The organism is Pararhizobium sp. IMCC3301 (assembly GCF_030758315.1).
In the GTDB taxonomy this organism is placed as follows: Bacteria; Pseudomonadota; Alphaproteobacteria; order Rhizobiales.
Map to the genome: position 1 here is coordinate 67,737 of NZ_CP132336.1, position 24,773 is coordinate 92,509.

Genomic DNA, 24,773 nt, shown 5'->3' on the forward strand with positions numbered 1-24,773 from the left:
TCATGACCTCAGCAACTCTCCGGCCGGGTCATGAAACACCGGAGCCGTGATTTTCGCCGGGATGACATCGTCTTTCAGCCGGGCATAGGCGGTTTCGCCATGGCGTTGCCGGCCGTTTTCCAGCAGTGCCAGGCCGACCCAGCGATTGTTGACGACACTCCAGACACAGGCTGTGGTCAGACCTTCGGTTGCTTCCTTGCGCCCGCCGGGAGTAAGCGGCGCACCCTCTGGGATGGCGCGGTTCGGATCAACCGGCAGCAGGCCGACCAGCTCGCGCCGTGTGCGCCCGCCCGCCCGGCGCAGGTCGACGGACCGTTTGCCAAGGAAATCCGCCTTTTTCCCGGACATTACCCAGCCCATGCCGAGGTCATGAGGATCGACGGTCCCGTCAACTTCATGTCCCAGCGAGAGGAAACCTTTCTCGACGCGCAGCACATGGCTGGCCTCGGACCCGACCGGCTCAATGCCGAAAGCGGCACCGGCCTGCATCACCCTGTCCCACAGCAAGCGCAAATGGCGGGGCGCAACGTTGATCTCGAACGACAGCTCGCCGGTAAAGCTGACCCGCACCACGCGTGCGGGCAGGCCGGCAACAGTGCCGTCGCGGAACGCCATGAAGGGGAAGGCTTCCGGCGACAGATCGATATCGGCGCCGAGCGCCTTCATGACCGCGCGCGCCATCGGGCCGCAGACCGTCGCATTGTTCCACTGGCTCGTGACATTGGTCAGCATCACCTGCCAGTCCGGACGCAGGGTCTGCAGGATTTTCTGCATATGCTGGTTCATCGCATCCGCATGCCCGGTCGAGGTCGAGACCATCCAGCGCTGTTCATCAATGCGAAAGGCCACGCCGTCATCAAGGATCAGACCGTCATCGGACAGCATCAGGCCATAGCGGCCGCTGCCCGGTTTCAGGCTCGACATGACGTTGGTGTAGACGAAGTCGAGGAACGCACCGGCATCGCGCCCCTTCAGCTCGAACGTGCCAAGCGGAGAGCCGTCATAGACACCGGACCGCTCGCGCACCGCGCGGCATTCCCGGTTGACCGTATCCTGAAAACTCTCGCCCTCATGCGGGAAATATCCGGGACGCCGCCAGCGTGCACCGGCTTCGTACATGATTGCGCCGCGAGCCTTGTTCCAGGCGGTAACCGGTGTATGGCGATACGGGAACAGGACAGATTCTTCGCGCAGGCCCGCAATCGCACCGAACGACACCGGCGTATAGGGCGAGCGAAAGGTCGTGGTGCCGACATCCTGCAATTCGACGCCTTTTTGCAGGGCCACCGTGCCGATAATATTGATGTTGCCGGTCTTGCCCTGATCGAGGCCCATTCCGCCCGTGGTATAGCGCTTTACGTGTTCAACATTGTCATAACCCTCGCACAGCGCGAGATGCACATCATCGACCGAGACATCATTCTGGATATCCAGAAATGCCTCGCCCCTTGGTCCGGGCGTTTCCACCCGCCACAGCGGCTCGATCCTGTAGGCGGTATCCCCGGATTCGGGCACGTCGCCCGGCCGGGCATCGAAGCCACAGGCCAAAGCTGCCTGCGCGCCCGCTTCGGCACCATTTGTCAGCGCCTCAGCCAGGGTCATCCGGCCCGTTGCGGCACCGGCGCACAGGGTTCGCTGGGCCGGAACATCCGGCACGAAGCTTGCAATCAGCTCATCATAACGCACGGTTCCGCGCGACTGTGAAAACAGATGCACCGCCGGGTTCCAGCCCCCGGAATGCGCCAGAAGATCGCATTTGATGACCCGCTCCGCGCCGCCATCCCTGGGCGACACAGTGACGGCGCGAACTCGTTTGCGCCCTTTGGCTGCGGTGACGACATGGCCTTGCAGAACCTCAATACCGGCGACCTGCGCCAGTGCTTCGGCGGGCACCGGGTTGCGGCTGTCGACGATTGCGGGGATGACGATCCCGGCTGCTGCCATGTCTGCCGCCGCCGCATAGGCGCTGTTATTATTGGTGAAAATCACAGCGCGTTTTCCGGGGATCGCGGCATAGCGGTTCACATAGGTCTGGACGGCCGAGGCGAGCATCACGCCGGGCCGGTCATTGTTGACGAACACCATGGCACGTTCGATGGCGCCGCCCGCACAGATGACCTGCCGCGCACGCACGCGCCAACTGCGTTCCAGAACCGCGTTGTGATTGGGCAGGCGTTCATTCACGACAAGCAAATTATGCTCGCGGTAGGCCCACACGGTGGTGTTCTGCAAATGGGTGACATTCTCCATCGCGGCCAGTTCCGAGACAATCTCGGCCACCCAGTCCATGGCCGGCCGGTCCCCGATCCAGAGCATGCGGTTCAGCAGGCTGCCACCGGCTTCAGTGCCCTCGTCAGCCAGAAAAACCCGCGCGCCGGCGCGCCCGGCAACCAGCGCCGCCATCAGACCCGCAGGGCCGGCCCCGGCAATCAGGATATCGGCATGGCCATGACGGCTTTCGAAATGCCCGCAGGAAGGGGGGCCCACAGGGGCCGCCGCCAGTCCCGCAGCACGGCGGATCATCGGTTCGAACAGGTGCCAGTCCGGCCACTTGAAAGTCTTGTAATAAAATCCCGCCGGGATCAGACGCGCGAACAGCTGGGTGACAGCGCCAAGGTCGAACTCCGGCGAGGGCCAGCAGTTGATCGATCGGGCTCTTAGGCCGTTTCTGATTGCGACTGTCGTGACCGGATTGTTGCCCGAAGCGTCCTCGCCCTCCAGTTCGACCAGAGAAGCCGGTTCCTCGGGCCCACTGCCGATGATCCCGCGCGGGCGATGGTATTTGAAACTGCGCGCGGTCAGCGACACGCCATTCGCGATCAGTGCCGAGGCAAGACTATCGCCGTCAAACCCGTCATAAGACTTGCCGTTGAAATGGAACCGCACCTTGCGATTGCGGTCGATACGCCCGCCCGCAGGGCGCCGGAATTCATGTGCCATCGCGGCCTCCAGCGATATCATGCGTGCGAGTGTCGCGCCATATGGTCAGCCATTCGCCACAGCCGCGCGCGTGCCACCAGCGTTCATGGACCGGGCCGAGAGGGTTTGGCACGACGGTCAGATAATCGACCCATTCGGCATCTGTGACAGCTGCCGGGTCCGGTCGGTCAGTCTCAACTGCGCCGCCAAAGATGAACTCACTTTCACTGCGTTCGCCGCAGAACGGGCAGGGGATGACAAGCATACATCTTTCCTTTCTAACGGGCGGTCGTGGTGCCGGATTCCATGACGAAATCCAGATGCCGGAAGCGATCGAGCGTGAAGGGCGCCATCAGCGGGTGCGGCTCGCCCCTGGCCACCAGATGCGCCAATGTCAGCCCGCCCGCCGGGATCGCCTTGTAGCCGCCCCACCAGCCGGCCGTGACGAACAGGCCTTCGACATCGGTTTTCGACATGATCGGTGATGAATCATGCGCGATGTCCAGATGCCCGCCCCATTGCCGCATCAGCTTGAGCATCTTGAAGGACGGGAACAGCGACAGCATCGCGCAGACGGTGTCTTCGAAGACGTGCTGCTTGATGTCGCGGCGAAAACTCTGCCCCATATCAGGCGCTCCGCCGATCACCATTTCGCCTTTGTCCGACTGGCTGAAATAGAACCCGCTATCGGGGCAGTTTACGATCACATCGACCAGAGGCTTGACCGGTTCGGAGACGAAGGCTGTCAAATTCATCGTTCTGAGCGGCAGCCGCAGCCCGGCAGTCTCGGTTACCGTGGTGGTGTGGCCGGACACCGCAACGACCACCTTTTTTGCGCGGATCACACCGCGGTTGGTCTCAACACCGTCAATGACGCCCTGGGCATCCCGGATCAGGGCTTTCACCGCCGTCTGCTGGTGGATCTCGACGCCCCGTGCATCGGCAGCCCGTGCATAGCCCCAGGCCACCGCGTCGTGGCGGTTGACGGCGGCATCGGTATGCACCATGCCGCCAATGATCGGCAGGCGCGCATTCTGCCCGCCACCGGTCAGCTCCGGAATGCGGCGGCGCACTTCCGCAGTCGAAATCTGCTCATAAGTCGCGCCATGGATATCCATCGTCAGCTGGCGGCGACGCAGCTCGCGCATTTTTGGATAGGTCTGGACGACGTCCACCATGGTGCGCTTGGAGTGCATCATGTTGAAATTCAACTCGCGGGTCAGACCTTCGAACATGGCGACCGACTTCACATAAAACGGGATCGATTCGTCGCGCATATAGTTTGAACGGATGGTGACAGTGTTGCGGGCGATGTTGCCGCCGCCCAGCCAGCCGCGTTCAAGCACCGCAACATTGGTGATGCCGAATTCCTTTGCCAGATAGTAGGCCGTGGCCAATCCGTGCCCTCCGGCCCCGATGACGATGACATCGTAGCGATCCTTCAACGGCGGGCTGCGCCAGGCCGGCTGCCAGTTTCTGTGGCCGCTGAGTGCATTCCGGGCGAGGGAGAGGATTGAGTAATTTTGCATAACAGTTATATTAGTAACTATTAGTAATTAACCGTCAAGGAGTTTGTCGGAGGATGCCTGGCCTTGGTCGTGTCGCATCTGGCGACCGCGACCCAAGCGGGGAAAACGGAGAGCTCTATGGCCGCAAGTACGGAAGTCGAAGCAGAAGTCGGGCGTGCGCTGCACCGCCTGCGCCAAGAGCGCGCCATGACCGTGACTGAGCTGGCGGCGCGGGCCAAAGTCTCATCCGCAATGATCTCCCGGATCGAAAACGGCAATGTCTCGCCGTCCTTGTCGACCCTTCATGCCCTTGCAGAAGCGATGTCTGTTTCGATCATGGCCCTGTTCTCGAACAGTGGAAATTCGGCCGATATCCATCATGTGCGTGCCGGCGGTGGCCTGCCGGCGCGGCGGGTGACGCCGGGGCACGCGCATGATTATCTGTTGCTCGGCAAGCATAACGGACCGGCCGGCAGCTTTCAGTCCGCCCATATCCGGATACGGCGTGAAGAAGCAGGCACCTTGCCGCGCTATCAACATGAGGGACACATCTTCATCTATATTATTTCCGGCGAGGCAACCTATGCCTGCGGCAGCGAAAGCTTCGTGATGAAGCCGGGCGATACGCTCAGCTCCGATGCAAAACTGCCGCACGGGTTCAGCGAGATCGTCAGTGATGCCGTCGAATTCATCACCGTTTCGGCCAGACCGGATTGAGCAGGCATCACCTGTTGCCAGGACGAGCGTTCCGGTGGTCGAACCTCTGACGGCTCCGGTCCATGGCGGTCATCTGCCGAGCAGCTTCACGAATTCCGGCCAGACCTCGGGATCGGCGACAGTTTTGTCGCGGCAGAAGCCATTGCAGAAGCCGAAAATACGTCCCTCATATTGCATCAGATGGGCGACGGGGTCACCTGAATACGGGCAGACAGCATTTTCCGGTGCACCATCTTCGACCGCACGTGCCGGCAAAGCTGCAGCACCGGGCCAGTCGCGGCGCGGGTTATCGTGGAAATATTCCAGCCGATCATCGCCATCGACCAGCGCCATGGCCCGCCAGCGGCGAAACGCAGGATCGGCCAGATGAGCCTCGACATAGGCCTGCGCCGATGTGCTGACCGCCAGATTATAGCCGGCAATCCGTGCAGCGACTGGCGCGAAAAATGCGTCGGCGGCAGAATAGCCGCCGCAGAGCCATGGCCCTTCGCCACCGCAGGCTTGGCGCGCGTGAGCCCAGATCGTCTCCAGCCTTGCAAGATTGGCCGTCACCGTCTCATCGATCGGAAATTCGCTATAGGACACCCGCAGATTCATCGTGCAGGCGCGGCGCAAGGGAACAAAACCCGAATGCATCTCGGCTGCAAGTGATCGCGCGATCGCACGCGCCGCAGGGGCCTTCGGCCACAGCCCCGCCTCGGGGTGGCGGGTTGCCAGTTCCTCGGCGATGGCCAGGCTGTCAGCGATAGTCACTTCAGGAAAACGCACGGCAGGTACGGTTCTTGCCGGCTGGAAGTCCCGCATCAGAGTTGTGAACGCGTCGGAACCCAGCCGCGCGTGGCGCGCCTTGCAGGGTATCCCGAAATGATCAAACAGCAGCCAGCCCCGCATTGACCAGCTGGAATAGGCACGGTCTCCCAGTGCGATCTCATAAGTCATTGTTTTGTCCTTGTGAACACTTCCAGGATAGGGCCTGCATTTCTTGCGCTAGTGTTGAGCCGACTGGATGTCAGGGGCCTTGCGCACCTGCGCCCCTCAGAGCCCGATGTTCCGGCTAGGTGCATCGAACACGGCCCTGGCGCAGGGATATTGAGCCAGAATATCCGCTCCGCCGGGCACAAGTTCAGGATGCAGCACACCATCCTTCCAGACCGCAACCCCGTCGACGACGATGGTCGGGTCAACCACGTTCCAGGAAATCTCTCCCGGCGCATAGGCACCGCAAGTATGGAAATGCAACAGCCGCGGATTGCCGAAGGCCGCACCGCTCCAGCGCTCGTAATTGTCCGAGGCCGCGCCCGGGAACGCGCATGCCGGATGAATCCCGGCATGCCAGGAATGCACGAAATCCCTGTCGATGCCGAATTTGCCGGCCACGAGTTGATAGTGCGCTCCGGCCACCTCGATAGCTTTCTTGTCGCCGGAAAACCCGGTCATGCGGTTGTTCGCGAAGTCCGCAAACAGCGCGCCATCATATTCCACGGCATAAGGTTCATAATACATCGACCCGGTTCCGATGAGGAAGCCTGGTAACGCCACTCTGCCGGAAAATCCAGTTGCCGGAATCGGAGTAAAGACCGGCATCGGAAACCGGTAGATGCCGACATCCTGCAACGGCGTCACCGAGCCGGGACCGCTGCCGCGAAAATCCGTTCCGGCGGGGCAGCTCACATGGATCGTTTTCGCAGCGCTCAGCATTCGGTTGAGGGCGGATTTCAGCAGATCGAAGGCGCGATAGTCGGCCGTGCCATAGGCCGATCCAAGCATCTCCGCATCAAGCGCATAGGATACAAGCGCCCGGCCATTCGACGCCATGTCGGAAAACCGAAGCTGGTCACCGATGCGGGCAAGAAACACAGTCCGATCAGCTCCGCCCATCAACGTGCGGACTTCGGCGGGAACTTCTGTAGCCTGCGGATTGAATGGCACCTCCTGGACGGTGACATGCGCTCCGATCCGGCGCCCCGCTTCGGCAACAGCGGTGACGATGTCTTCGTCATAGTAACCCAGGCCGGGCTCTTCGCGGATGATCAGCAAATGATCGTCGCGTCGCGTTCCGGCACAATTGACCAGAAGGTTGGCTGCGCCTTTTTCGATAGACAGCTGTCGTATTGACATTGCAGACCCGATTGTTGACTGACGCGCCAGCCTAGCGGCAGACACCGCGCTGAATCAATTTGTATTTCATTATCCGCAACATTAGGATGTCTAATATGTTGCCGAACCTTCCCTTCATCGCCTTGCGCGCCTTTGAGGCTGTCGTCCGTCTGCAGGGCTTCGGCCGTGCCGCCGAAGAACTCGGCGTGACGCAAAGTTCGGTCAGCCAGCATGTAAAACTGGTCGAGGAATGGATCGGTTGCCGCCTGCTTGTCCGCGGTCCCAGAACAACTGTCGCGACCAGGGAAGGCCGGACTCTGGCGAACGCCATTGCTAGCGGTATCGGGCAGATCGGCGAGCATTGCGACAAGCTGCGCCACAAGGGCGGAGCGGACCCCACAATAACAGTATCTTGCGCACCGGGATTTGCCGTCAGCTGGCTGTTTCCGCGCCTGATCCGGTTCGATCAGCGTCACCCTGATACACCAGTATCGATTTTGACTGATCCGTCTCCTGTCGGATTTGCCACAGGGCAGGCCGATCTGGCGATCCTCTACGGTATGGGAAACCATCCGGGGCTGCATGTCGAACGGCTTCTGGATGAGCGGGTGTTTCCGGTCTGCGCGCCAGCTCTGCTCAATGCAGGTCCGCCACTGACATCGGTTGCGGATTTGGCCCATCACACCTTTCTGCTGGATGAGCTTGCCGATATTGGCGGTAATCCACCAACCTGGGCGTTCTGGGCGGAGCAGACGCGTCAGGTTCTACCACTGCCGGCGCGCAGTCGCAGGTTCGGACAGGCCAACATGGTGGTCCAGGCGGCGGTCCAGGGTTTGGGCGTCGCACTCGGGCGGGAGCCACTGGTCATCGATGCGCTGAGGGATGGCCGTCTCGTCCGACCGCTTGACGGCATTGCAGTATCCCAGTTCTCCTATTGGTTTGTTTGCCCGAAGGCGGCGATGAAATCCGATCGTATCCTGCGGTTCCACGAATGGCTGTTTCAGGAGGCCGCCAATGATCCGCAGCATCTGCTTTAGAAAATCTAATGTCAGGCATTATGATTGTACTATTGGGGATCGGGTATCTCTGTCCTAGACTGTCCGGGTGGGCCTCCGAACAAGGCAACTTCGAAGGCTGATCTGAACAAGGCAACTCCGAACAAGGCAACAAAGTCATGTATCTTAAGAACGCGTGGTACGTCGCAGGTTGGAGCAAGGACTTCGAGCGTACTTTGAAAGCCGAAACATTTCTTGGCGAAGAGATCGTCATATACCGCCGGGAAGACGGATCGCCGGTAGCGCTTGAAGATGCCTGTCCGCATCGCAAGCTGCCCTTGTCAAAGGGCAACCTGAAAGGTGATACGGTGGAATGCGGCTACCATGGCCTGACCTTCGACTGTAGCGGCACCTGTGTTTCAGCTCCAACGCAGCCGGGGAAAATTCCCGGCCGGGCAGTTGTCAGGTCGTACCCGGTCGTCGACCGATACCGGTTGCTTTGGATCTGGATGGGCGACCCCGCGCTTGCCGACCCGGACACGATTTTCCCGATCGAGAACTTCGACAATCCCGAATGGGGATACACCGAGGGTGGGGTTCTGGATATCGAGTGCAACTATCTGTGGATCGTCGACAATTTGCTCGATCCCAGCCATGTGGCCTGGGTCCATGTCACATCCTTCGCCGGCGCAGGTACTGACGATCAGCCGCTCGATGTTGCACGAACCGAGCGAGGTGTGATCGTGTCGCGCTGGATCTACGACCGGCCGCCGTCACCCTATTATGCCGATCTGGTGCGGTTTGAAGGAACCTGCGACAGGCTACAGCATTACGAGATGTGCTTTCCCGCCATCGGGCTGAACAAGTCGGTCTACACGCCGACAGGCACCGGAGGCCCTGACGCGGCACCCGACGACAAGACCTATATCAATATCTCCTATAATTTCATGACGCCGATTGATGAAGATCACAGTCGCTATTTCTGGTTCCAGCACCGCAATACCGACCCCCGGGACAAGGCGATATCCGAGAAGATGAATGCCGGCGCCCGTATGGCTTTCGAGGAAGACCGCACTGTTCTGGTCGCGGTACACAAGGGGATGAAGCACAAGCAGACGCCGAATATCGATCTTGGTCTGGACGCTGGGGCGAAACTGTTCCGATTGCATTTGAAACGTCTGATAGATCAGGAAGCCGCTGCTGCCACGGCCGCTGCAGCACAGTAAGCTGCATTATCGGCCAGACTGCCAGGCTGCCCCGACTGCCAGACTAATTGACGGCAGCTATCCGTGGCGCGAAGCGGAAACACCGATGAAGAAGGAAAGATGATGTCCGCCTGGATAGAAATGATCTCGGATGAAGATGCGGATCCGGCTCTGCTTGAGGTTCTCAAAATCGCCCGGACACCGCACGGCACGGTCGACAATGTGATGCGGGTGCATTCTTTGCGCCCCAGCACGATGAAGGGCCATGTCGTGCTTTATCGCGCTGCGCTGCATGATGAGGCCAATACCTTGCCGGTGTGGCTCCAGGAAACTTTAAGTTCCTATGTGTCGATCCTCAACGACTGCACCTATTCGCTGGCCAACCACTGGGCCAATGCACGCCATCTGATCGGTGATGATGCGCGCGCCGACCGGATTGAAGCGGCGCTGCATGCCCGCAAGCCGGAAACGGCGCTTGACGGGCGGGACCTTGCCTTGATGCATTACGCCGAGAAACTGACACTGACGCCGGGCAAAATGGTGAAATCCGACGTCGATGATCTGCGGCGCGCGGGGCTGGATGACGGCCAGATACTGGAAGCCAATCAGATCATCGGTTATTTCAACTATGTGAACCGGCTGCTGAACGGACTTGGCGTGACAACGCAAGGCGATGTCATTGGCTATTATGCGAAGGATGAATAGGACCGCGTGACGTCCGGTCGCCGGTCCGCGTTCCAGCCGCGAAATGCCGGACATTGACATCATGTGAGATTGAACAACAGCGGCGCTGCTGATTTGCACGCCGCGCTAGATCGCTCAGTGCCCGAGCAGTTGACTCAGAAACAGTTGTGCACGACCGCTCTGGGGATCGTTGAAGAAGGTTTCAGGTGCCGCGACCTCAATGATTTCGCCTTCATCCATGAAGACCACCTGATCAGCTACCTTGCGGGCGAAACCCATCTCGTGTGTTACGCAGATCATCGTCATGCCTTCCTCGGCCAGTTCGATCATCACGTCGAGCACTCCGGCGATCATTTCCGGGTCCAGTGCTGACGTAGGCTCGTCAAACAGCATGATCTTGGGTTTCATGCAGAGTGCCCGCGCAATCGCCACGCGCTGCTGTTGCCCACCGGACAGCTGCGGCGGATATTTTGCGGCTTGTTCGGCGATATGCACCCGTTCGAGGTAGCCCATGGCCAGTTCGGTGGCCTTGGCCCTTGGCATGCCGCGATTTCTCATCGGGCCGAGAATGAGATTGTCCAGTATGGTCATATGCGGAAACAGGTTGAAGCTCTGAAACACCATGCCGACTTCGCGGCGAATTTGTTCGATGTTTTTCATGCCGGGCTTCACTTCCTGCCCATCTACCCGGATCGTACCCATTTGATGCGCTTCAAGCTGGTTGATACAGCGGATCATCGTGGATTTTCCCGATCCCGAAGGTCCACAGACCACCACTTTCTCGCCCTCCGCAACCGTCAGGTTAATGTCGTGCAGCGCGCTGAATTCGCCATACCATTTGCACATATGACTGATTTCGACCAGCGGCCTTGCAGTGGGTTCAACCATACAGATGATCTCCTATCGGCGGTTTCGGGCGGCGCGGCGTTCCAGCCAGCCGAACAACAGCGCAAAACTGTAGCACAGCACGAAATACATCGCGCCGACGAGAATCCATGTCTCGAAGACCTTCGTGGTCGTCGCCGCCACTTCGGTCGCCAGATATGTCAGTTCCTGGATCGAGATCAGCGACACGATTGCCGAATCCTTGATCAGGGTGATGAACTGGCCGGCCAAGGGCGGCAGGATTTTGCGCACCGCCTGAGGCAGGATCACGTCACGCTGGACATTCAGGCGCGACAGGCCGATTGCCCGTGCAGCTTCCGATTGGCCGTGGTCGATTGACTGGATGCCGGCGCGGACGATTTCGGTGATGTAGGCGCCTTCAAACATGGCAAGCACCAGAACGCCGGCCAGAAAGTTCGAAATAAGCTGCGGGTCGCCAAACAGAATGCGAAACAGCGAATTATTGACCAGAATGTTACCCGTATCAATATCGTCGAAGCCGAGCGCGGGAAAAATCTGGCTGGAAATAAAGTAGTAGAAAATGAAAATGAAGACGAGTGGTGGAAGGTTTCTGATAAGTTCGACATAAGTGCGGCCAAGGATGCGCAAAGTCAGGTTTTCACTGGTGCGCCAATATCCCATGACAATGCCGATAATGCTTGCAAGGATCGTTGCCCAGAAGGCCAGTCGCAATGTGGTTGCCAGTCCGTAAAGCAGCAGATTTGCCACATACCTACCGGTATTTTCGTCATAACGAATGAAGAAATTGAGGACACGCGACCAGTCCCAATTATAGACAAGCACGTCGTTGACGCGATAGCCCGCATAAAGAATCAACGCCGCGACCCCTGCGAAAAGGGCGATGTCGACCAGGGTCATTCGCTTCTTCGGCGGAGCGGGCGGAGGAGAAGTTCGATCCATCTGGGTATCCGTTCGGCAAGGAGAGTGGCACGGGAATATTCCCGGTGCCACTCAATGTCTTTCGAACCTACTACTCAGGTGCGACCATGTCCTTCCAGGCGGACTGATCCTTGAACCAGTAATCGTTGGTTTCCTGAAGCCAACCATTCGAGGAGTTGACCTGGATCCAGTTCGAGAAGAAGTTCAGCGCATCAACGTCTCCCTTGCGCAGCGCAAAAGCCTCGTCGCCGCGGGTCAGGTTTTCACCGTCATTGGCAACAAACACCTTGCCGGGGTTTGCATCGGCCCAGAACCGTGGCTTGGGTGCCGATGAGATCATGGCATGTGCGTTGCCGTTTGCAACCTCCTGGAATGCCTGGGCGTCATCATCGAACTGGCGCAAAGTCGCCTTGGGGAATCTCTTTTGCGCAAAGTTGCAGGGCGTGGCTCCGCGGCGACAGGCAATGGTCACGCTGGAATCATTATAGTCATCAATCGACTTGAACCCCCCGGACAGTTCCTGGTTGCTGGCCATCTGCTGGCCGGAATGCGCATAGGGAATGGTGAAATTCACCGTCAGATTGCGTTGCGGCGTAATCGACATGCCACCGACGACCACATCGAATTTTTTTGCCAGCAGAGCAGGAATGATTCCACTCCAGGCTGTGGGAACGAATTCGATTTCGACGCCCATATCCTCGGCAAGTTTTTTGGCGACGTCGATTTCAAAGCCGATCAGGTTGCCTTCCTTATCGCGCATCGCCCATGGCACGAAGGTCGACATTCCTACGCGCAACTTGCCGCGCTGCAGGATTTCCTCCACCACGCTTTGCGCCGAGGCGGGGCCGGTCAGAGTGGCGACGGCCGCGATCGCGAGTGATACGGCTACGAGAAGTGCCTTCTTGAGTTTCAGAAATTTCATCGGTTTTCCTCCAGTGTTGATTTCTAGGCAGTTTTCTTGGTTTTAGCGGTTGTTTTTGTTCAGCGACCTTTCGAACTGGCTGACGCCGACCGACAGTGTGATCGTCACAGCGAGGTAGATTCCCGCCACGAGGAACCAGATTTCAAAAGCCATGAAAGTATCGGCGATGAGATTCAGTCCGGCCGTGGTTAATTCGGAGACGGCGATCACGCTGACGATCGCGGAATGTTTTATCAGCGAGATGAGCAGCCCGGTCAGCGGCGGCAGGATCAGCGGCAGCGATTGTGGAATGACAATGTAACGGTACTTGTCGACGATGTTCAAGCCAATGGCATCGCCGCCTTCATACTGTCCCTGATCCACTCCGGTAATTCCGCCGCGAATGATTTCGGCGGCAAATGATCCCTCGAAGAACGAGAGGCAGAGCACGCCGGTCCAGAAACGGTCAATCCCGAAAATTGGCGCCAGCACAAAATAGAACAGAAAAAGCTGCACCAGCAATGGCGTGTTGCGGATCGCTTCCAGATACCATTTCGCGATGATCCGTCCTGCAATCGAGTTCGACATCCGTGCAAAGGCGGTCACGAACCCGATCAATATGGCGAAAACTCCGCTCACCGCTGCCAGCTTTAAGGTCTGGATCAGTCCTTTGACCAGCGGTCCCCAGATCATTTCGCCGTCGATGATGCGATAGAAAAATGGCTCGACCCTGTACCACTGCCAGTTATAATCCATTGCCTGCGCGCCGCGCCAGATCAGACCGCCGAGGAGAAGAAAAACCAGCGCAGCCTGTGTCACCTGCCAGATTGTGCGCGTCAGAGCACGGACATCCAGTCCGACCTCCTCGCGCTGACGCTGTTCACGCGGTGTGGGTATTGGTGTTCGTGCCTGCATGACCCCTCTCAGCAATTCACACTGAAGACCGTGCAGATAGTATCCGCTGTGTTATATAGTGTAGTCAACACATTTCGTAGGCTCGTATAAAAAACGATTATGGTTATAATCCGAGCTACTCCTTGCTTTAAGCCCAGCTAATGCTAACACGTCTGTCAGCGATCAGGAGGCAAAGTGCCATGAAAATTACGTTCCGGCAGGTCGATGCGTTTCGCGCTGTGGTTTCGACCGGTACAGTGACAGAGGCGGCAGTGATGCTGGGAGTTTCGCAGCCTGCGGTCAGCCGGCTGATTTCCGATCTGGAATCCGAAGTTGGGTTTCAGCTTTTCCAGCGGGCAGGGCGGGTTCTGGTCCCGACCGAAGAATCCCGGCTTCTGGTCGGCGAAGTTCGCCAGGCGATCAGCGGCATGGAGCATATCAAGCAGGCGGCGGTTGCAATCGGCAGATTTGGTCACGCGCGGCTCACCCTTGTCATCACACCAACCTTTTCGACCCAGCTTGCCCCCGATCTGATCGGCGGCTTTGCCAGGGCGCGCCCCGAAACCATGGTGCGGATGGAGATTGAGGCAAATGACGACACGGTCGAATGGATGGTCTCGCAGAACTATGATTTCGGTATCACTGCCAGCGAGCCGGTCAATCCCTCGTTCGAAAGCCTGATGATCAAAAACGACGATGTTTATTGTGTCCTTCCCAAACACCACCGGCTTGCCCGGAAATCCCTGATTCAGGCCCATGATCTGACCGACGAAAATTTCATCTCCTACATGTCGACCTCACGGTTCCGGTTTGAGATAGACAACTTTTTCGATGCGAAGAAAATTGAACGCCGGATGCTGTATGAAACGCGCACGACCGATGCGATCTGCCGACTGGTCGCGCGCGGCCTTGGTGTCGCTGTCGTCGGCGCCAGCAAAAGCTATCTCAGTACCATGCCCGACTGCATCGTGTTGCCCTTTGCAGCACCCCTGAGCTTTCGCGCGGTGCTGTTCTGGTCGAAGAAACGGCCGCTCTCTACGGTTGCCGATACGTTCCTCAAGATCGCCCAGGAAACCGCTAGCGCCGGTTGAGCGCTTCGCGAAAACGCTGCCGCGCGGCGGAACTGTGGATATAATCGTAGTCGCGCGGATAGGCTGCGCCCGGTACAATCTCAAGAACGGTCATCTGTGGGCCCGGCGTAGCGAGCAGGTCCGGCAATCCATCGCAAAAAGCAACGGAATCGTCAAAGCTGCGAGTGCCGGCATAGCCGGACGCGCCCGCCATGGCGGCAAAATCGATTTTATCGGCTCCCGGCAGCGGATGCGCGCCATTCACCTCATAAACCCTGTTTGCAAACAGGAAATGGTAAAAATTGGTGACACCGGCATTGGCAATGGTCACCAGTGATCCCAGATTCATCAGCAGACTGCCGTCGCCATCGAAGACGAAGATGCGGCGCTCCGGATTTGCCAGAGCAAGTCCGAGCGCGTGGGACGATGCCTGACCCATCGCGCCGACCCCGACATAGTTCAGATCGCGCGGATTCAGCGCCAGCCAGTCAAAACAACTCTGGTATACAGCAACAACAATATCCTCGTCGTTGACGTGTGGGATCAGGGATTTCAATGCATCGTCGCGGCGCAATGTCATGGTGCCTCCGGCGACCGGCCAATCAGGAAAATATGGGGGCGGGACCTGGTGTAGGCGGCCACGATCGCCAGAGAAATGTGGCCGACATCTTCAGGTGCTTCGATCAGCGAATGTGAAATCTGCATTGCATCGAGGACCGGGCGGACGATGCGCACGCCATATGCCGCTGACTGTTCGGGGCGAAGATGCGGTTCCTTGCCCTGAAGGCCCACCATCATCACCACCGGCAGCTCGTAATCCATTCCGATTGCACGGATTGCGTTCAGCGAATCCATCAACCCCGTCTGCTGCATCATCAGAACTGCACGCGTGCCATTATAGGACATCGCAGCGCAGATCGAGACACCTTCATCTTCCTTGCAGATCCGTGTCAGGCGAAAATCAGCATCGCTGGATATGGGCCAGAGCAGCCCCTCGCTTGTCACAATATCGGGCAGGGCAACGATTTCGCGCACGCTGGCAGCTTTGATCGCGGCAATGATGTCGGCACCGCCAGGATGAGCGACGGCCGGATCTGGTGGGCATGCGGCAGTTGAGGCAACCATCAACTCTCTCCGTTCAGAAACGACGAAATCACAGCGACACAGGCGCGCAGATCATCAGGCAGGCCGATGGTGATCCGGATGCAATCACGATAGGCGGGAGAAGCGAATCTGCGCACAGCAATACCAGATGCGCGCAATGCGGCATCGGCAGCCTCAGCAGTCTTTTCAGGGTCGGGAAATCTCACCAGAACGAAATTGGCCTGGCTCGGGATCACGTCCAGGCCCAAGCCCTTCAGTTCAGAACTCAGCCAGTTGCGGCCGCTGAGAGTGGCGTTGCGGACGAATTCTGTATGGCCGCGATCCTCCAGCGCCACAATCGTCGCCGCAACAGAGGGAGATGCGACCGGGAAGGTCAAAGCGATGCGGCGCAGCGAGTCGATGACATCATCCGGGCCATAGGCCCAGCCCACTCGCGCTCCGGCTAGGCCAAAAATCTTTGAAAGTGTGCGACACATCACGACATTTTTTGCCTCCTCCACCAGCCTGTGCGCCGGCTCATAGTCGGGAGCATTGACATATTCCTCATAGGCGCTGTCGATGATCAGCAGGGCGTCATCGGGAATGGCTGCATGAAGACGGCGGACTTCGGCGCCGGACAGATAAGTGCCTGCAGGGTTTTCAGGATTGGCAAGATAGACGATCCGTGTGCGCTCGCTTATCGCGGCAATCATATGGTCGATTGACGGTTTGAAGTTGTCATCAGGCACCGAGATCACGTCGGCATCATTTGCATAGGCATAATTCGGCACTTTGAGATATCCGTTTTCGCTGCGGATCAGTTCTGTGCCGGGGCCCAGATAGGCGCGTGCCAGGCGCGCCAGCAAGTCATCCGAACCTTGCCCGACGGTGATCCGCGCGGCCTGCAGGCCAAAACGATCTGCTATCGCCGGTGCAAGCGCCGCGTCCGGATTTTCAAGATAGCGCTCGATCCCGGCGATTGCTGCGCGCGCAGCGGCAGCGGCAAGGGGGCTGGGCCCGTAAACGCTTTCGTTTGAATTCAGATGGATTGCAACAGGCGCGGCCGCGTGCCCGACTGCCTCGATCATGTGCGGGCGAATTTTGTCGATAGCTGATTTCGCGCGCATGACGGCCATTTTCACCTCCCGGTCTCTGATGGTGTATACATCACATGAAAGATATAATTTTTCAATTCGCTTTCTATTTTATTATGCTATAAAGATTCTCGAAAGGCGCGGATGCGTCTGTCCGAAGGACTGCAAATGCCCAACCATTCCTCCGAAAGCCGGTTGCGACTGACCATCGACCTGGATCTACCCGGCCGTGTCATTGGCGATCTGATGCTGCGCTGGTCCGACAATACCAATCCCCTCGGCTATCACCCGGTTCCCGTGATCAGCATCAAGGGCGGCGTTGGTCCTGTCGTTCTGATTATCGGCGGCACCCATGGCGATGAATTCGAGGGGCCGGCCGCGATCATGCGGCTGGCGCGGCAACTGTCGCCCGATGCGCTTGCCGGGCAGGTGATCCTGGTGCCGGCGCTGAATGCACCAGCTCTTGCTGCCTCGTCGCGGGTGAGTCCGCTGGACGGGGCCAATCTGAACCGTGCCTTTCCCGGCGATCCCGACGGTGGTCCTACTGCGATGCTGGCGCATTTTGTCGAAACCGTTCTGATGCCACGTTGCGCCGCAGTGATCGATCTGCATTCAGGTGGCAAGGCTGCGTTCTTTCAACCCTGTGCGCTGGCGACCCGCACAGCGGATACTGGCCTTTATCAACGCAATCTGGAGCTTGCACAGGCTTTTGGCCTGCCCTTGATCTGGGTGCTGGGCGCAAATAACGACAACCGCTCTGTAAATGCCGCCGCCGAACGCGTCGGCGTACCGATGATCGCTGCTGAACTGGGCGGCGGAGGCGGTTCGGACCCCAACATTACCGGACTGGCCGAAACCGGGCTTTTGCAATGTCTTGGCCATCTCGGTCTGCTTGATGCCACTACTGTAAGCCCGCCGCCGCGTCGGGTCGAAATCGCCTCGCCTTTGGATTCGCTCTATGCACCGGCCGACGGCTTGTTTGACCGCGCAGTCGAAGCCGGACAGGAAGTCAGCGCCGGCCAGATTGCCGGTTGGTTCCACCATCCTGCCGAACCCGAACGTGCGTCACAATCCATGGTCTTGCCCGCCGCCGGGTTGGTTCTTGCCCATACATGCCGTGGCATGGTGCGCCGCGGCGAATTGCTGGCGCTGGTTGCCCGAGATGTTCCGGAAGGGCAGTGAATGAAGCAATACACGCACTTCATCGCTGGCACCTTTACAGCCGAAACCGACGCGCAGATCGACAGTGTCGATCCGGCGACCGGCCGGGTATGGTGCCGGATTTCACGCGGCAATGCCGCCGATGCGGATCGGGCGATGCGCGCCGCTGACAGTGCCTTTCGCGCTGGCGAGTGGGCCGAATTGACGGCCAGCGGCCGGGCGGATGTTCTTGAGCGTCTGGCTGACTATCTGGAAACCCATTGGCAACAGCTTGTCGAAGCCGAAATGCGCGACAATGGCAAGCGCATCACCGAAGTGCGCGGACAGTTTTCCGGCCTGCATATGTGGTATCGGCATTTTGCCGCAGAGGCGCGCAAGCTCGGTCCGGAGCCGCAGAGCAACCGCATTGCCGGAGTGGAAAGCGAAACGCAATTCCTGCCCTATGGCGTGGTCGTGGCGATCACGCCGTGGAATTCACCACTGATGATTCTGGCCTGGAAGCTGGGCCCGGCGCTCGCTGCCGGCAACACGGTGGTGGTGAAACCATCGGAACTGGCATCGGCATCGACGCTGGAATTCGCAAGTCTGGCACATGAAGCGGGTCTGCCAACCGGGGTTTTGAACGTGGTTACGGGCTATGGCCATGAAGTGGGCGAGGCGCTGGTGCGCCATCCTCTAACCCGCAAGGTTACCTTTACCGGCTCGGATGCCGGGGGCCGCAAAGTGGCTGCAGCTGCAGCGGAGGGCGTGGTGCCTGCAACGCTGGAGCTGGGCGGAAAATCGCCGCAGGTGGTGTTTTCCGATGCCGAGCGCGCCAATGCGGTGAACGGAGTGCTGTCGGGTATTTTCCTGTCAAACGGGCAGACCTGCGTGGCCGGCTCGCGGCTCATTGTCGAAGCGCCGATTGCCGGCTCTTTCGTGGCGCATCTGCTGGAGCGGGCCCGCGCCCTGCGCTTCGGCGATCCGATGGACCCGGCCACCCAGGTCGGCCCGCTGGCCAATGAGGCGCATCTGCGCAAGGTGACCGCCATCATCGAACAGGCCAAAGCGCAGGGTGCCAGGTGCCTGCTGGATGGTACCCGGACGGCAGCCGGGCGTGTCGGCTTTTACCTTGGTCCTACGATTTTCACTGATGTCACCCCAAAGATGCAGCTCTGGCGTGAAGAAGTGTTCGGCCCGGTGCTGGCGGTCACAAGTTTTGACGACGAGTGTCAGGCCATCGCATTGGCCAATGACAGCGACTACGGGCTGGCCGGCGGGGTCTGGACATCAGATATCGACAAGGGCAGGCGCGTGGCAAACGCAATCAATGCCGGCACTGTCTACATCAACCATTACCGCAGCGTCGATCCCGGCAGCCCCATCGGCGGCATGAAGCGTTCCGGCTATGGCCGTGAGCTGGGCCCGGATGCGGTGAAGGATTTTCTGCAAGACAAATCCGTCTGGACCGGGCGCGCCGCCGTGGCGGACCCGTTTCCGGAGCCCGTTTGAGGCGCAATGATAAGACTGGAGAAGCCGAATGAACACCATGTTTGATATCCCTGAAGGCAATTTTCGCGGCCATGATCGGCAGAGTGTCTGGCAACAGGAACCCGATCCGGAATTGACCGAAGTCGGACCCGGCACGCCTTGCGGCGAATATATGCGCCGCTTCTGGATGCCCGTTGCGATGACTGATCAGATTGGCGATCTGCCCTACCGGATACGGGTGCTGGGCGAGGATCTGGTGCTGTTTCGTGAAAAGAAAGAGGGCAAGCTTGGCCTGACGCATCTGCATTGCGCGCATCGCAATATGAGTCTTGAATTCGGGATCGTCGAGGAAGGCGGCATACGCTGTTCCTATCATGGCTGGAAATATGGCCTCGACGGCACAGTTCTGGAAACGCCGTGCGAGCCTCCGGCATCCCAGGTCAGGAAAAAAGCCTGCCTTGGTGCCTATCCGGTGATCGAATTCAAAGGGATCGCCTTCGCCTATCTTGGCCCGAAGGACACAATGCCGCCATTTCCGGTGATGGATACTTTTGACGAGGCGGGCGATGACATGCTGCCTTCGCTGATCAAATCGCCCTGTAACTGGCTGCAGGTGATGGAGAACGCCTGGGACCCCTTTCATGTGGTGTATCTTCACACGCTGGCAGTGCGCAGCCAGTTCATCGACGCCTTTGCCGAAATGCCGATGATCGAATTCCACGAGGGCAAATTCGGTGATTTCTACACCAATGTGCGCCGCGTCGGAGACATTGTGTGGCTGCGCATTCATGACCACATGATGCCGGGCTTCACCCAGAACGGGGCGCATTTCCCGGTGCCGGACACGCCGCGTTACTTTGGCCGGTGTGGCCTCAGCCGCTGGGTCGTGCCTATTGATGACACCAACACCATGGTGGTGACCTGGCGGCATTTTCGCGAAGGAGACGATCCGCGCGGGCTGACCGATAAATCCAAGGTTGGTTATGGCAAGACCGACTTTTACGGCCAGGACCCGGACCGCTCTTACGAACAGCGTCAGCGCGATCCCGGCGACTATGACGCCTGGGTCAGCCAGGGACCGAAAAATATCCATGCCCGCGAAAACCTCTGCTTTACCGATCGCGGGGTGGCCAAGGTGCGGCGCATGCTACGCCGCAACATCCGCTCACTCGCCGAGGGCAATTCCGTGCCCCATCCGACGGACTTCTATGGCGGTGTATTGCCAACCTATGCCGGCGATACGATGCTGCGCATTGCGGTGCCGGAGGGACGCGACGACGCCGCAATCTTGAAGGAAATTTCGTTCAAGGTCGCCGACATCCTGCGCGCCGGGGACGACAAGACAGGTGCGCACCGCAATCAGTTCATCAAGGACGCCTTGAAACAATATGAGGCAAGCTGGGCATGACACGTATCGCGATCAATCCCGGCCGTGTCGACTGGTCGGGTGAAAACCCCGGCATCTATCTGAAGCACAATGCAGGTGACGCGTCCTATTCCACGCTCGCCGTGTTCTTTCGCGTCGTGCTGTCGCCCTATGGGCGCGGCCATGCGGCCATCGTTCTTGGCGCGCCCGAGATGGCGAAGGGCTGGCCGGAGGTGCCCAATCTGATCATGACTGACAACCAGCGTATGATGCGCTGGATCGTCGATGGCTGGGTGGCGAAGATGCCTACTTTTCGCGGCAAGGATGGACTGGGTGCGATGACATGGCTGGATTGCGACTCTGTTGAAAAGCGCCCGGGCGATCTGAAATCACGCTACAGCGAAACTCTGCGTGGTTCAGGTGTGACGCTGGAGATGGTCTGGCGCGATCTGGGGCCGCCATTGCCGGTCGAAGTGACGCAACAGAATTCGGCCACCCGGGAGCACGAGATGTATTCGGTGTTTCTGGAGGCGCGGGAAGCACAGGTCATTTTGAACGGCACGCCACTTGCGGGCGTGGTAGCCGAGCGGCAATTCTTCGGCCGCACCATGAGCACTGCATTTCTGGCGTTTTCCGAAACCTGGGTCACCCCGCCGCCCGCATCACGACAGGGAGGTGCATGATGCCACTCACGCAACCCGTCACCCCCGGAATCGTCGACTGGACCGGCGAAAATCCCGGCATTCTTTTGAAAGACGAGCGCGGCAATTTTTCGTCCATGGCGTTGTTTTTCCGCGTCGCCTGGTCGCCTGTGGGGCAGGGCCAGGTTCTATTGCTCTATGGCACACCGGGGGAGGTCAACGGCACGCACGCGGCCCCAAATGTGATGCTGACCGACAACATGCCGCTGGCCGCTTTCCTGAAGCAAAGCTTCATCGGCAAACTGGCCGCCTTTCGCGCAGCGCCGGCGTTTGATTCACTGCCGGTGAAGCTGGCAAAGACGGTGCGCAGCACCGGCGACCCGATGGGGCATCGCTACACCGAAACTGTCTCGGGCGAGGGGGTGACAGTCGAACTGGTCTGGGAGGGTCTGGAGCCGCCCAAAGCGCTTGAATTGACGCCCGATCAGGTCGGCACCGGTGCACATACCATGTTCACCCTTCTGGTTCCGGCCCGCGATGCGCAGATCATCGTCAACGGACAGCGGCTGCCCGGTGCCGTTGGCGAAAGGGTGCAGGCCGGATTTAAAACCACAACGGCGTTTCTCTATTTTTCGGAAACCTGGATCATTCCACCGGAGGCGACATGATACTTCATCCCGCCGACCGGCTCGCCTTTGATCGCGCGATGGTAACCCAACCGGTCTGGAACCGGTTCAACACTGCCGCCGAGGCGCTGGACTTGCCGCAGAACGTCCTGCTGCATGCCGGACCGGCCTTTTCCGCGCCGGATCTGATCACCGCTCCCATTCTCAATTCATCCTGTGTCGCCGCTGTCTATGAGGGCATCGCAAAAGATTTTGATCAGGCCGAAGCCATGATCATGGCTGGCGAGATCGAGCTGAAATCCGCTCAGGATCATGATGTTGTCACGCCGCTGGCCGCTGTCGTCAGCGCCTCGATGCCGCTGCATACGGTCTATGATGCCTGGCGCGGACTGCAGCGGGTTTATGCTCCCATCAACGCCGGATCGCGGCCTGCAATGCGGCTTGGGCTGCGTTCGGAGGCGGTGCTCCAACATATCCGCTGGCTCAACACACGCTTTCTCGATGTGTTGCAAAACGGCATGGCTGAAGGCATCGCGCTGGTTCCTCTTGCGGTGTGCGGTCTGCTGGGCGGCGATGATTGCCATGGCCGCACCCAGGTTGCCACCAGTGCACTGATCGCCGAACTGAAGGATCGTACAAAGGGCGCAATTTCTGACGAGAACGCGCTGGAATTCATGGCCAACTCTCCATCGCTGTTCCTCAATCTGTGGATGGCGGCAACGAAGTGCATGATGAAACTGGCGGAAGGCATCGAAGGGTCAAGCTTTGTCACCGCTGCCGGTGGCAACGGGCGAGATGCGGGAATTCAGATATCCGGGCTGCCGGGCCGCTGGTTTACCGTTCCTGCAGAGCCGCCGAAGGGAAAATTCGAGATCGATCTGCCGAAAGGACGCGCGCTGGGTGCAATCGGCGACAGTGCCGTGGTCGAAGCCTTCGGCCTTGGCGCCATGGCCATTGATCTCAGCCCGGCACAACAGACCGCGCTTGGTAACTATCTGCCCGGCGACAGCGAGGCGCGCACAACCGGTCTGTCGGTTGGCACTCACCCCTATTTCCGATCACTTCAGCTGCGCCTGGGAAGCACCGCGCGAGGCGCTGTGGCGGCCGGCGCCGGTCCGGTTGTCGGACTTGGCATTCTCGACCGGCTGGGAATCGCCGGACGGCTTGGCGGCGGGATCTATGACATGCCGGTGACGCCGTTTGCACAGGCCATGAAGGCGCTAGAAGGATGACTGCGTTCAACAATTTGAGCGCAACCGTGATTGCCTGGATGATCCGTGAACGCGAGATTCTGCCCAGCGCCGTAATGGCCGCTCATCTGGAGCGGATCGCCGAGCGGGAAGCCGACATCGGCGCTTTTGTCCATCTTGACGCAGACCGTGCGATGCAGCGGGCTCGGGATGCGGATAGCCAGCCAGCGAAAGGGCCGCTGCACGGCGTGCCCTTTGTCATCAAGGACATTATCGACACCGATGACATGCCCACCGGCTGGGGCAGCGATATATATACCGACCGCCGGCCAACCTCGAATGCCGCTTGTGTAAAAAGCTTTCTCGACGCGGGCGCGATCCCGATCGGCAAGACTGTCACTACGGAATTCGCTTATTTCCGGCCGGGCAAAACGGCCAATCCGCATAACCTGTCGCATACGCCCGGCGGGTCTTCATCCGGCTCTGCAGCAGCAGTCGCGGATGGCATGGCCCCGCTTGGCTTCGGTTCGCAGACCGCCGCTTCGTTGATCCGGCCCGCCGCCTATTGCGGTATCTGCGCCTTCAAACCAACGACAGGGGAATTTGATCTGTCCGGTGTCATGGCCCTTTCTCCGAGCCTTGACACACTTGGCGTGCTGGCGCGGGATCCGCGCGATCTTGTGCTGGCACGTTCTGTGCTGACCGCAAGCGCTCTGCCCAAACCGCCGGACTTTTCCGACAATTTGCCGCGTATCAGCCTGATGCGCGGACCCCACTGGCAGGATGGAACCATCGAAATGCGCGACGTCTGCCACCGCGCCATGCGTGCCTTGTCAGAGTCGGGTGCCGAAACTGGCGAAATGCACCACCCGGACCTCTTTGCCGAACTGACCGAGGCACATAAGACCGTGATGAGCTATGAGACCGCACGCAGCAGGGCCGATCTGTATGACGCCCACCGCAGCGCCATCAGCGATCAGTTTAAACAGCTTGTCGAAGACGGTAGAACAGTCACCGACGCCCGCTATCATGCGGCGCTTGCGCTGCGTGAGCGGGCGAATGCAATGCTCGACGTGATGTTTCTCGATTGTGATGCCGTTCTCGTGCCGTCCGCACCGGGCGAGGCACCTGAAGGCCTGGGTGCAACCGGCGACCCGCTGTTCAGCCGCATGTGGAGCCTGCTGCAACTGCCATGCGTCGCGCTGCCGCTGGGTGTCGGACCAGGAGGAATGCCGCTCGGAATACAGTTGATTGGCCGCAAAGGGGGTGACAGCAAATTGCTCGCGGTCGCCGAATGGGTTCACGCAGTGTTCCAGAACCACCTGGCCAGAACGGCAATTCGAAAACGATGAGAGCAAAAATCACGA

Annotated in this window: 24 protein-coding genes; 12 read left to right on the top strand and 12 right to left on the bottom strand. The window is 59.3% G+C overall.

The window, feature by feature from the left end; genetic code table 11:
* From RAL88_RS00315 to RAL88_RS00325, 3 genes are read right to left on the bottom strand one after another with little or no spacing between them, the layout of a single operon-like run.
* Nucleotides 1-2,940 carry a sarcosine oxidase subunit alpha family protein gene (locus RAL88_RS00315; RefSeq protein WP_306266430.1) on the bottom strand — a complete coding sequence of 980 codons (2,940 nt, stop codon included), beginning with the start codon at nt 2,938-2,940 and terminating at the stop codon, nt 1-3.
* Nucleotides 2,930-3,184, bottom strand: a complete 255-nt coding sequence (locus RAL88_RS00320; RefSeq protein WP_306266432.1) for a sarcosine oxidase subunit delta — start codon at nt 3,182-3,184, stop codon at nt 2,930-2,932. Before RAL88_RS00320 ends, RAL88_RS00315 begins: the two co-directional genes overlap by 11 nt.
* Nucleotides 3,185-3,197: 13 nt before the next feature.
* Complete coding sequence (locus RAL88_RS00325; RefSeq protein WP_306266433.1) at nt 3,198-4,448, bottom strand: FAD-dependent oxidoreductase; 1,251 nt, start codon at nt 4,446-4,448, stop codon at nt 3,198-3,200.
* 117 nt (nt 4,449-4,565) lie between these two features.
* Between RAL88_RS00325 and RAL88_RS00330 the strand changes: the two genes are divergently transcribed.
* A complete protein-coding gene (locus tag RAL88_RS00330) occupies nt 4,566-5,144 on the top strand; it encodes a helix-turn-helix domain-containing protein (RefSeq protein ID WP_306266434.1) in 579 nt (192 codons plus the stop codon).
* A gap of 69 nt (nt 5,145-5,213) precedes the next feature.
* Here RAL88_RS00330 and RAL88_RS00335 read toward each other — a convergent pair whose 3' ends face one another.
* Nucleotides 5,214-6,083, bottom strand: coding sequence for a glutathione S-transferase (locus tag RAL88_RS00335; RefSeq protein ID WP_306266436.1), 870 nt, complete (start codon nt 6,081-6,083; stop codon nt 5,214-5,216).
* Nucleotides 6,084-6,179: 96 nt separating this feature from the next.
* Complete coding sequence (locus tag RAL88_RS00340; RefSeq protein ID WP_306266437.1) at nt 6,180-7,262, bottom strand: hypothetical protein; 1,083 nt, start codon at nt 7,260-7,262, stop codon at nt 6,180-6,182.
* A 95-nt stretch (nt 7,263-7,357) separates the two neighbouring features.
* Between RAL88_RS00340 and RAL88_RS00345 the strand changes: the two genes are divergently transcribed.
* The 3 genes from RAL88_RS00345 (at nt 7,358) to RAL88_RS00355 (ending at nt 10,146) form a co-directional block, all read left to right on the top strand.
* Nucleotides 7,358-8,278, top strand: a complete 921-nt coding sequence (locus RAL88_RS00345) for a LysR substrate-binding domain-containing protein (RefSeq protein WP_306266440.1) — start codon at nt 7,358-7,360, stop codon at nt 8,276-8,278.
* 137 nt (nt 8,279-8,415) lie between these two features.
* Entirely contained in the window at nt 8,416-9,462 is a 1,047-nt protein-coding gene (locus RAL88_RS00350) for an aromatic ring-hydroxylating dioxygenase subunit alpha (protein WP_306266442.1), read from the top strand.
* Between the two features lie 102 nt (nt 9,463-9,564).
* Nucleotides 9,565-10,146 (top strand): carboxymuconolactone decarboxylase family protein, encoded by a 582-nt coding sequence (locus RAL88_RS00355; protein WP_306266443.1) that lies wholly within the window; start codon nt 9,565-9,567, stop codon nt 10,144-10,146.
* 114 nt (nt 10,147-10,260) lie between these two features.
* Here the strand turns inward: RAL88_RS00355 and RAL88_RS00360 are convergent, their stop codons facing one another.
* The 4 genes from RAL88_RS00360 to RAL88_RS00375 form a co-directional block, all read right to left on the bottom strand.
* Nucleotides 10,261-11,013 carry an amino acid ABC transporter ATP-binding protein gene (locus RAL88_RS00360; protein WP_306266444.1) on the bottom strand — a complete coding sequence of 251 codons (753 nt, stop codon included), beginning with the start codon at nt 11,011-11,013 and terminating at the stop codon, nt 10,261-10,263.
* A 12-nt stretch (nt 11,014-11,025) separates the two neighbouring features.
* Nucleotides 11,026-11,889 carry an amino acid ABC transporter permease gene (locus tag RAL88_RS00365; RefSeq protein ID WP_306266446.1) on the bottom strand — a complete coding sequence of 288 codons (864 nt, stop codon included), beginning with the start codon at nt 11,887-11,889 and terminating at the stop codon, nt 11,026-11,028.
* 112 nt (nt 11,890-12,001) lie between these two features.
* Entirely contained in the window at nt 12,002-12,832 is an 831-nt protein-coding gene (locus RAL88_RS00370) for a transporter substrate-binding domain-containing protein (protein WP_306266448.1), read from the bottom strand.
* A 42-nt stretch (nt 12,833-12,874) separates the two neighbouring features.
* The gene (locus RAL88_RS00375; RefSeq protein WP_306266449.1) at nt 12,875-13,726 is read right to left on the bottom strand and encodes an amino acid ABC transporter permease; all 852 of its coding nucleotides are present in this window, start codon (nt 13,724-13,726) and stop codon (nt 12,875-12,877) included.
* A 179-nt stretch (nt 13,727-13,905) separates the two neighbouring features.
* Between RAL88_RS00375 and RAL88_RS00380 the strand changes: the two genes are divergently transcribed.
* Nucleotides 13,906-14,796 carry a LysR substrate-binding domain-containing protein gene (locus RAL88_RS00380; RefSeq protein WP_306266450.1) on the top strand — a complete coding sequence of 297 codons (891 nt, stop codon included), beginning with the start codon at nt 13,906-13,908 and terminating at the stop codon, nt 14,794-14,796.
* Here the strand turns inward: RAL88_RS00380 and RAL88_RS00385 are convergent.
* Genes RAL88_RS00385 through RAL88_RS00395 form a run of 3 tightly spaced genes read right to left on the bottom strand, consistent with a single transcriptional unit; the run spans nt 14,783 to nt 16,994 of the window.
* Nucleotides 14,783-15,355, bottom strand: a complete 573-nt coding sequence (locus RAL88_RS00385; RefSeq protein WP_306266451.1) for a thiamine pyrophosphate-dependent enzyme — start codon at nt 15,353-15,355, stop codon at nt 14,783-14,785. The genes RAL88_RS00380 and RAL88_RS00385 overlap by 14 nt on opposite strands.
* The gene (locus RAL88_RS00390; protein ID WP_306266452.1) at nt 15,352-15,900 is read right to left on the bottom strand and encodes a decarboxylase; all 549 of its coding nucleotides are present in this window, start codon (nt 15,898-15,900) and stop codon (nt 15,352-15,354) included. The genes RAL88_RS00385 and RAL88_RS00390 overlap by 4 nt, the downstream gene beginning before the upstream one ends.
* Nucleotides 15,900-16,994 carry a histidinol-phosphate transaminase gene (locus RAL88_RS00395; RefSeq protein WP_306266453.1) on the bottom strand — a complete coding sequence of 365 codons (1,095 nt, stop codon included), beginning with the start codon at nt 16,992-16,994 and terminating at the stop codon, nt 15,900-15,902. The genes RAL88_RS00390 and RAL88_RS00395 overlap by 1 nt, the downstream gene beginning before the upstream one ends.
* A gap of 126 nt (nt 16,995-17,120) precedes the next feature.
* Between RAL88_RS00395 and RAL88_RS00400 the strand changes: the two genes are divergently transcribed.
* The 7 genes from RAL88_RS00400 to RAL88_RS00430 are packed head-to-tail and all read left to right on the top strand — an operon-like array spanning nt 17,121 to nt 24,758.
* The gene (locus tag RAL88_RS00400) at nt 17,121-18,134 is read left to right on the top strand and encodes a succinylglutamate desuccinylase/aspartoacylase family protein (RefSeq protein ID WP_306266455.1); all 1,014 of its coding nucleotides are present in this window, start codon (nt 17,121-17,123) and stop codon (nt 18,132-18,134) included.
* Nucleotides 18,135-19,604: an aldehyde dehydrogenase family protein gene (locus RAL88_RS00405; RefSeq protein ID WP_306266457.1), complete on the top strand. Its 1,470-nt coding sequence runs from the start codon at nt 18,135-18,137 to the stop codon at nt 19,602-19,604.
* A 28-nt stretch (nt 19,605-19,632) separates the two neighbouring features.
* Nucleotides 19,633-20,991, top strand: coding sequence for an aromatic ring-hydroxylating dioxygenase subunit alpha (locus tag RAL88_RS00410; protein WP_306266458.1), 1,359 nt, complete (start codon nt 19,633-19,635; stop codon nt 20,989-20,991).
* Nucleotides 20,988-21,632 carry a hypothetical protein gene (locus RAL88_RS00415; RefSeq protein ID WP_306266459.1) on the top strand — a complete coding sequence of 215 codons (645 nt, stop codon included), beginning with the start codon at nt 20,988-20,990 and terminating at the stop codon, nt 21,630-21,632. Before RAL88_RS00410 ends, RAL88_RS00415 begins: the two co-directional genes overlap by 4 nt.
* Nucleotides 21,632-22,258 (top strand): hypothetical protein, encoded by a 627-nt coding sequence (locus RAL88_RS00420; protein WP_306266460.1) that lies wholly within the window; start codon nt 21,632-21,634, stop codon nt 22,256-22,258. Before RAL88_RS00415 ends, RAL88_RS00420 begins: the two co-directional genes overlap by 1 nt.
* The gene (locus RAL88_RS00425; protein ID WP_306266462.1) at nt 22,255-23,448 is read left to right on the top strand and encodes a DUF1116 domain-containing protein; all 1,194 of its coding nucleotides are present in this window, start codon (nt 22,255-22,257) and stop codon (nt 23,446-23,448) included. The genes RAL88_RS00420 and RAL88_RS00425 overlap by 4 nt, the downstream gene beginning before the upstream one ends.
* Nucleotides 23,445-24,758: an amidase gene (locus tag RAL88_RS00430; RefSeq protein WP_306266464.1), complete on the top strand. Its 1,314-nt coding sequence runs from the start codon at nt 23,445-23,447 to the stop codon at nt 24,756-24,758. The genes RAL88_RS00425 and RAL88_RS00430 overlap by 4 nt, the downstream gene beginning before the upstream one ends.
* Nucleotides 24,759-24,773 lie beyond the last annotated feature (15 nt).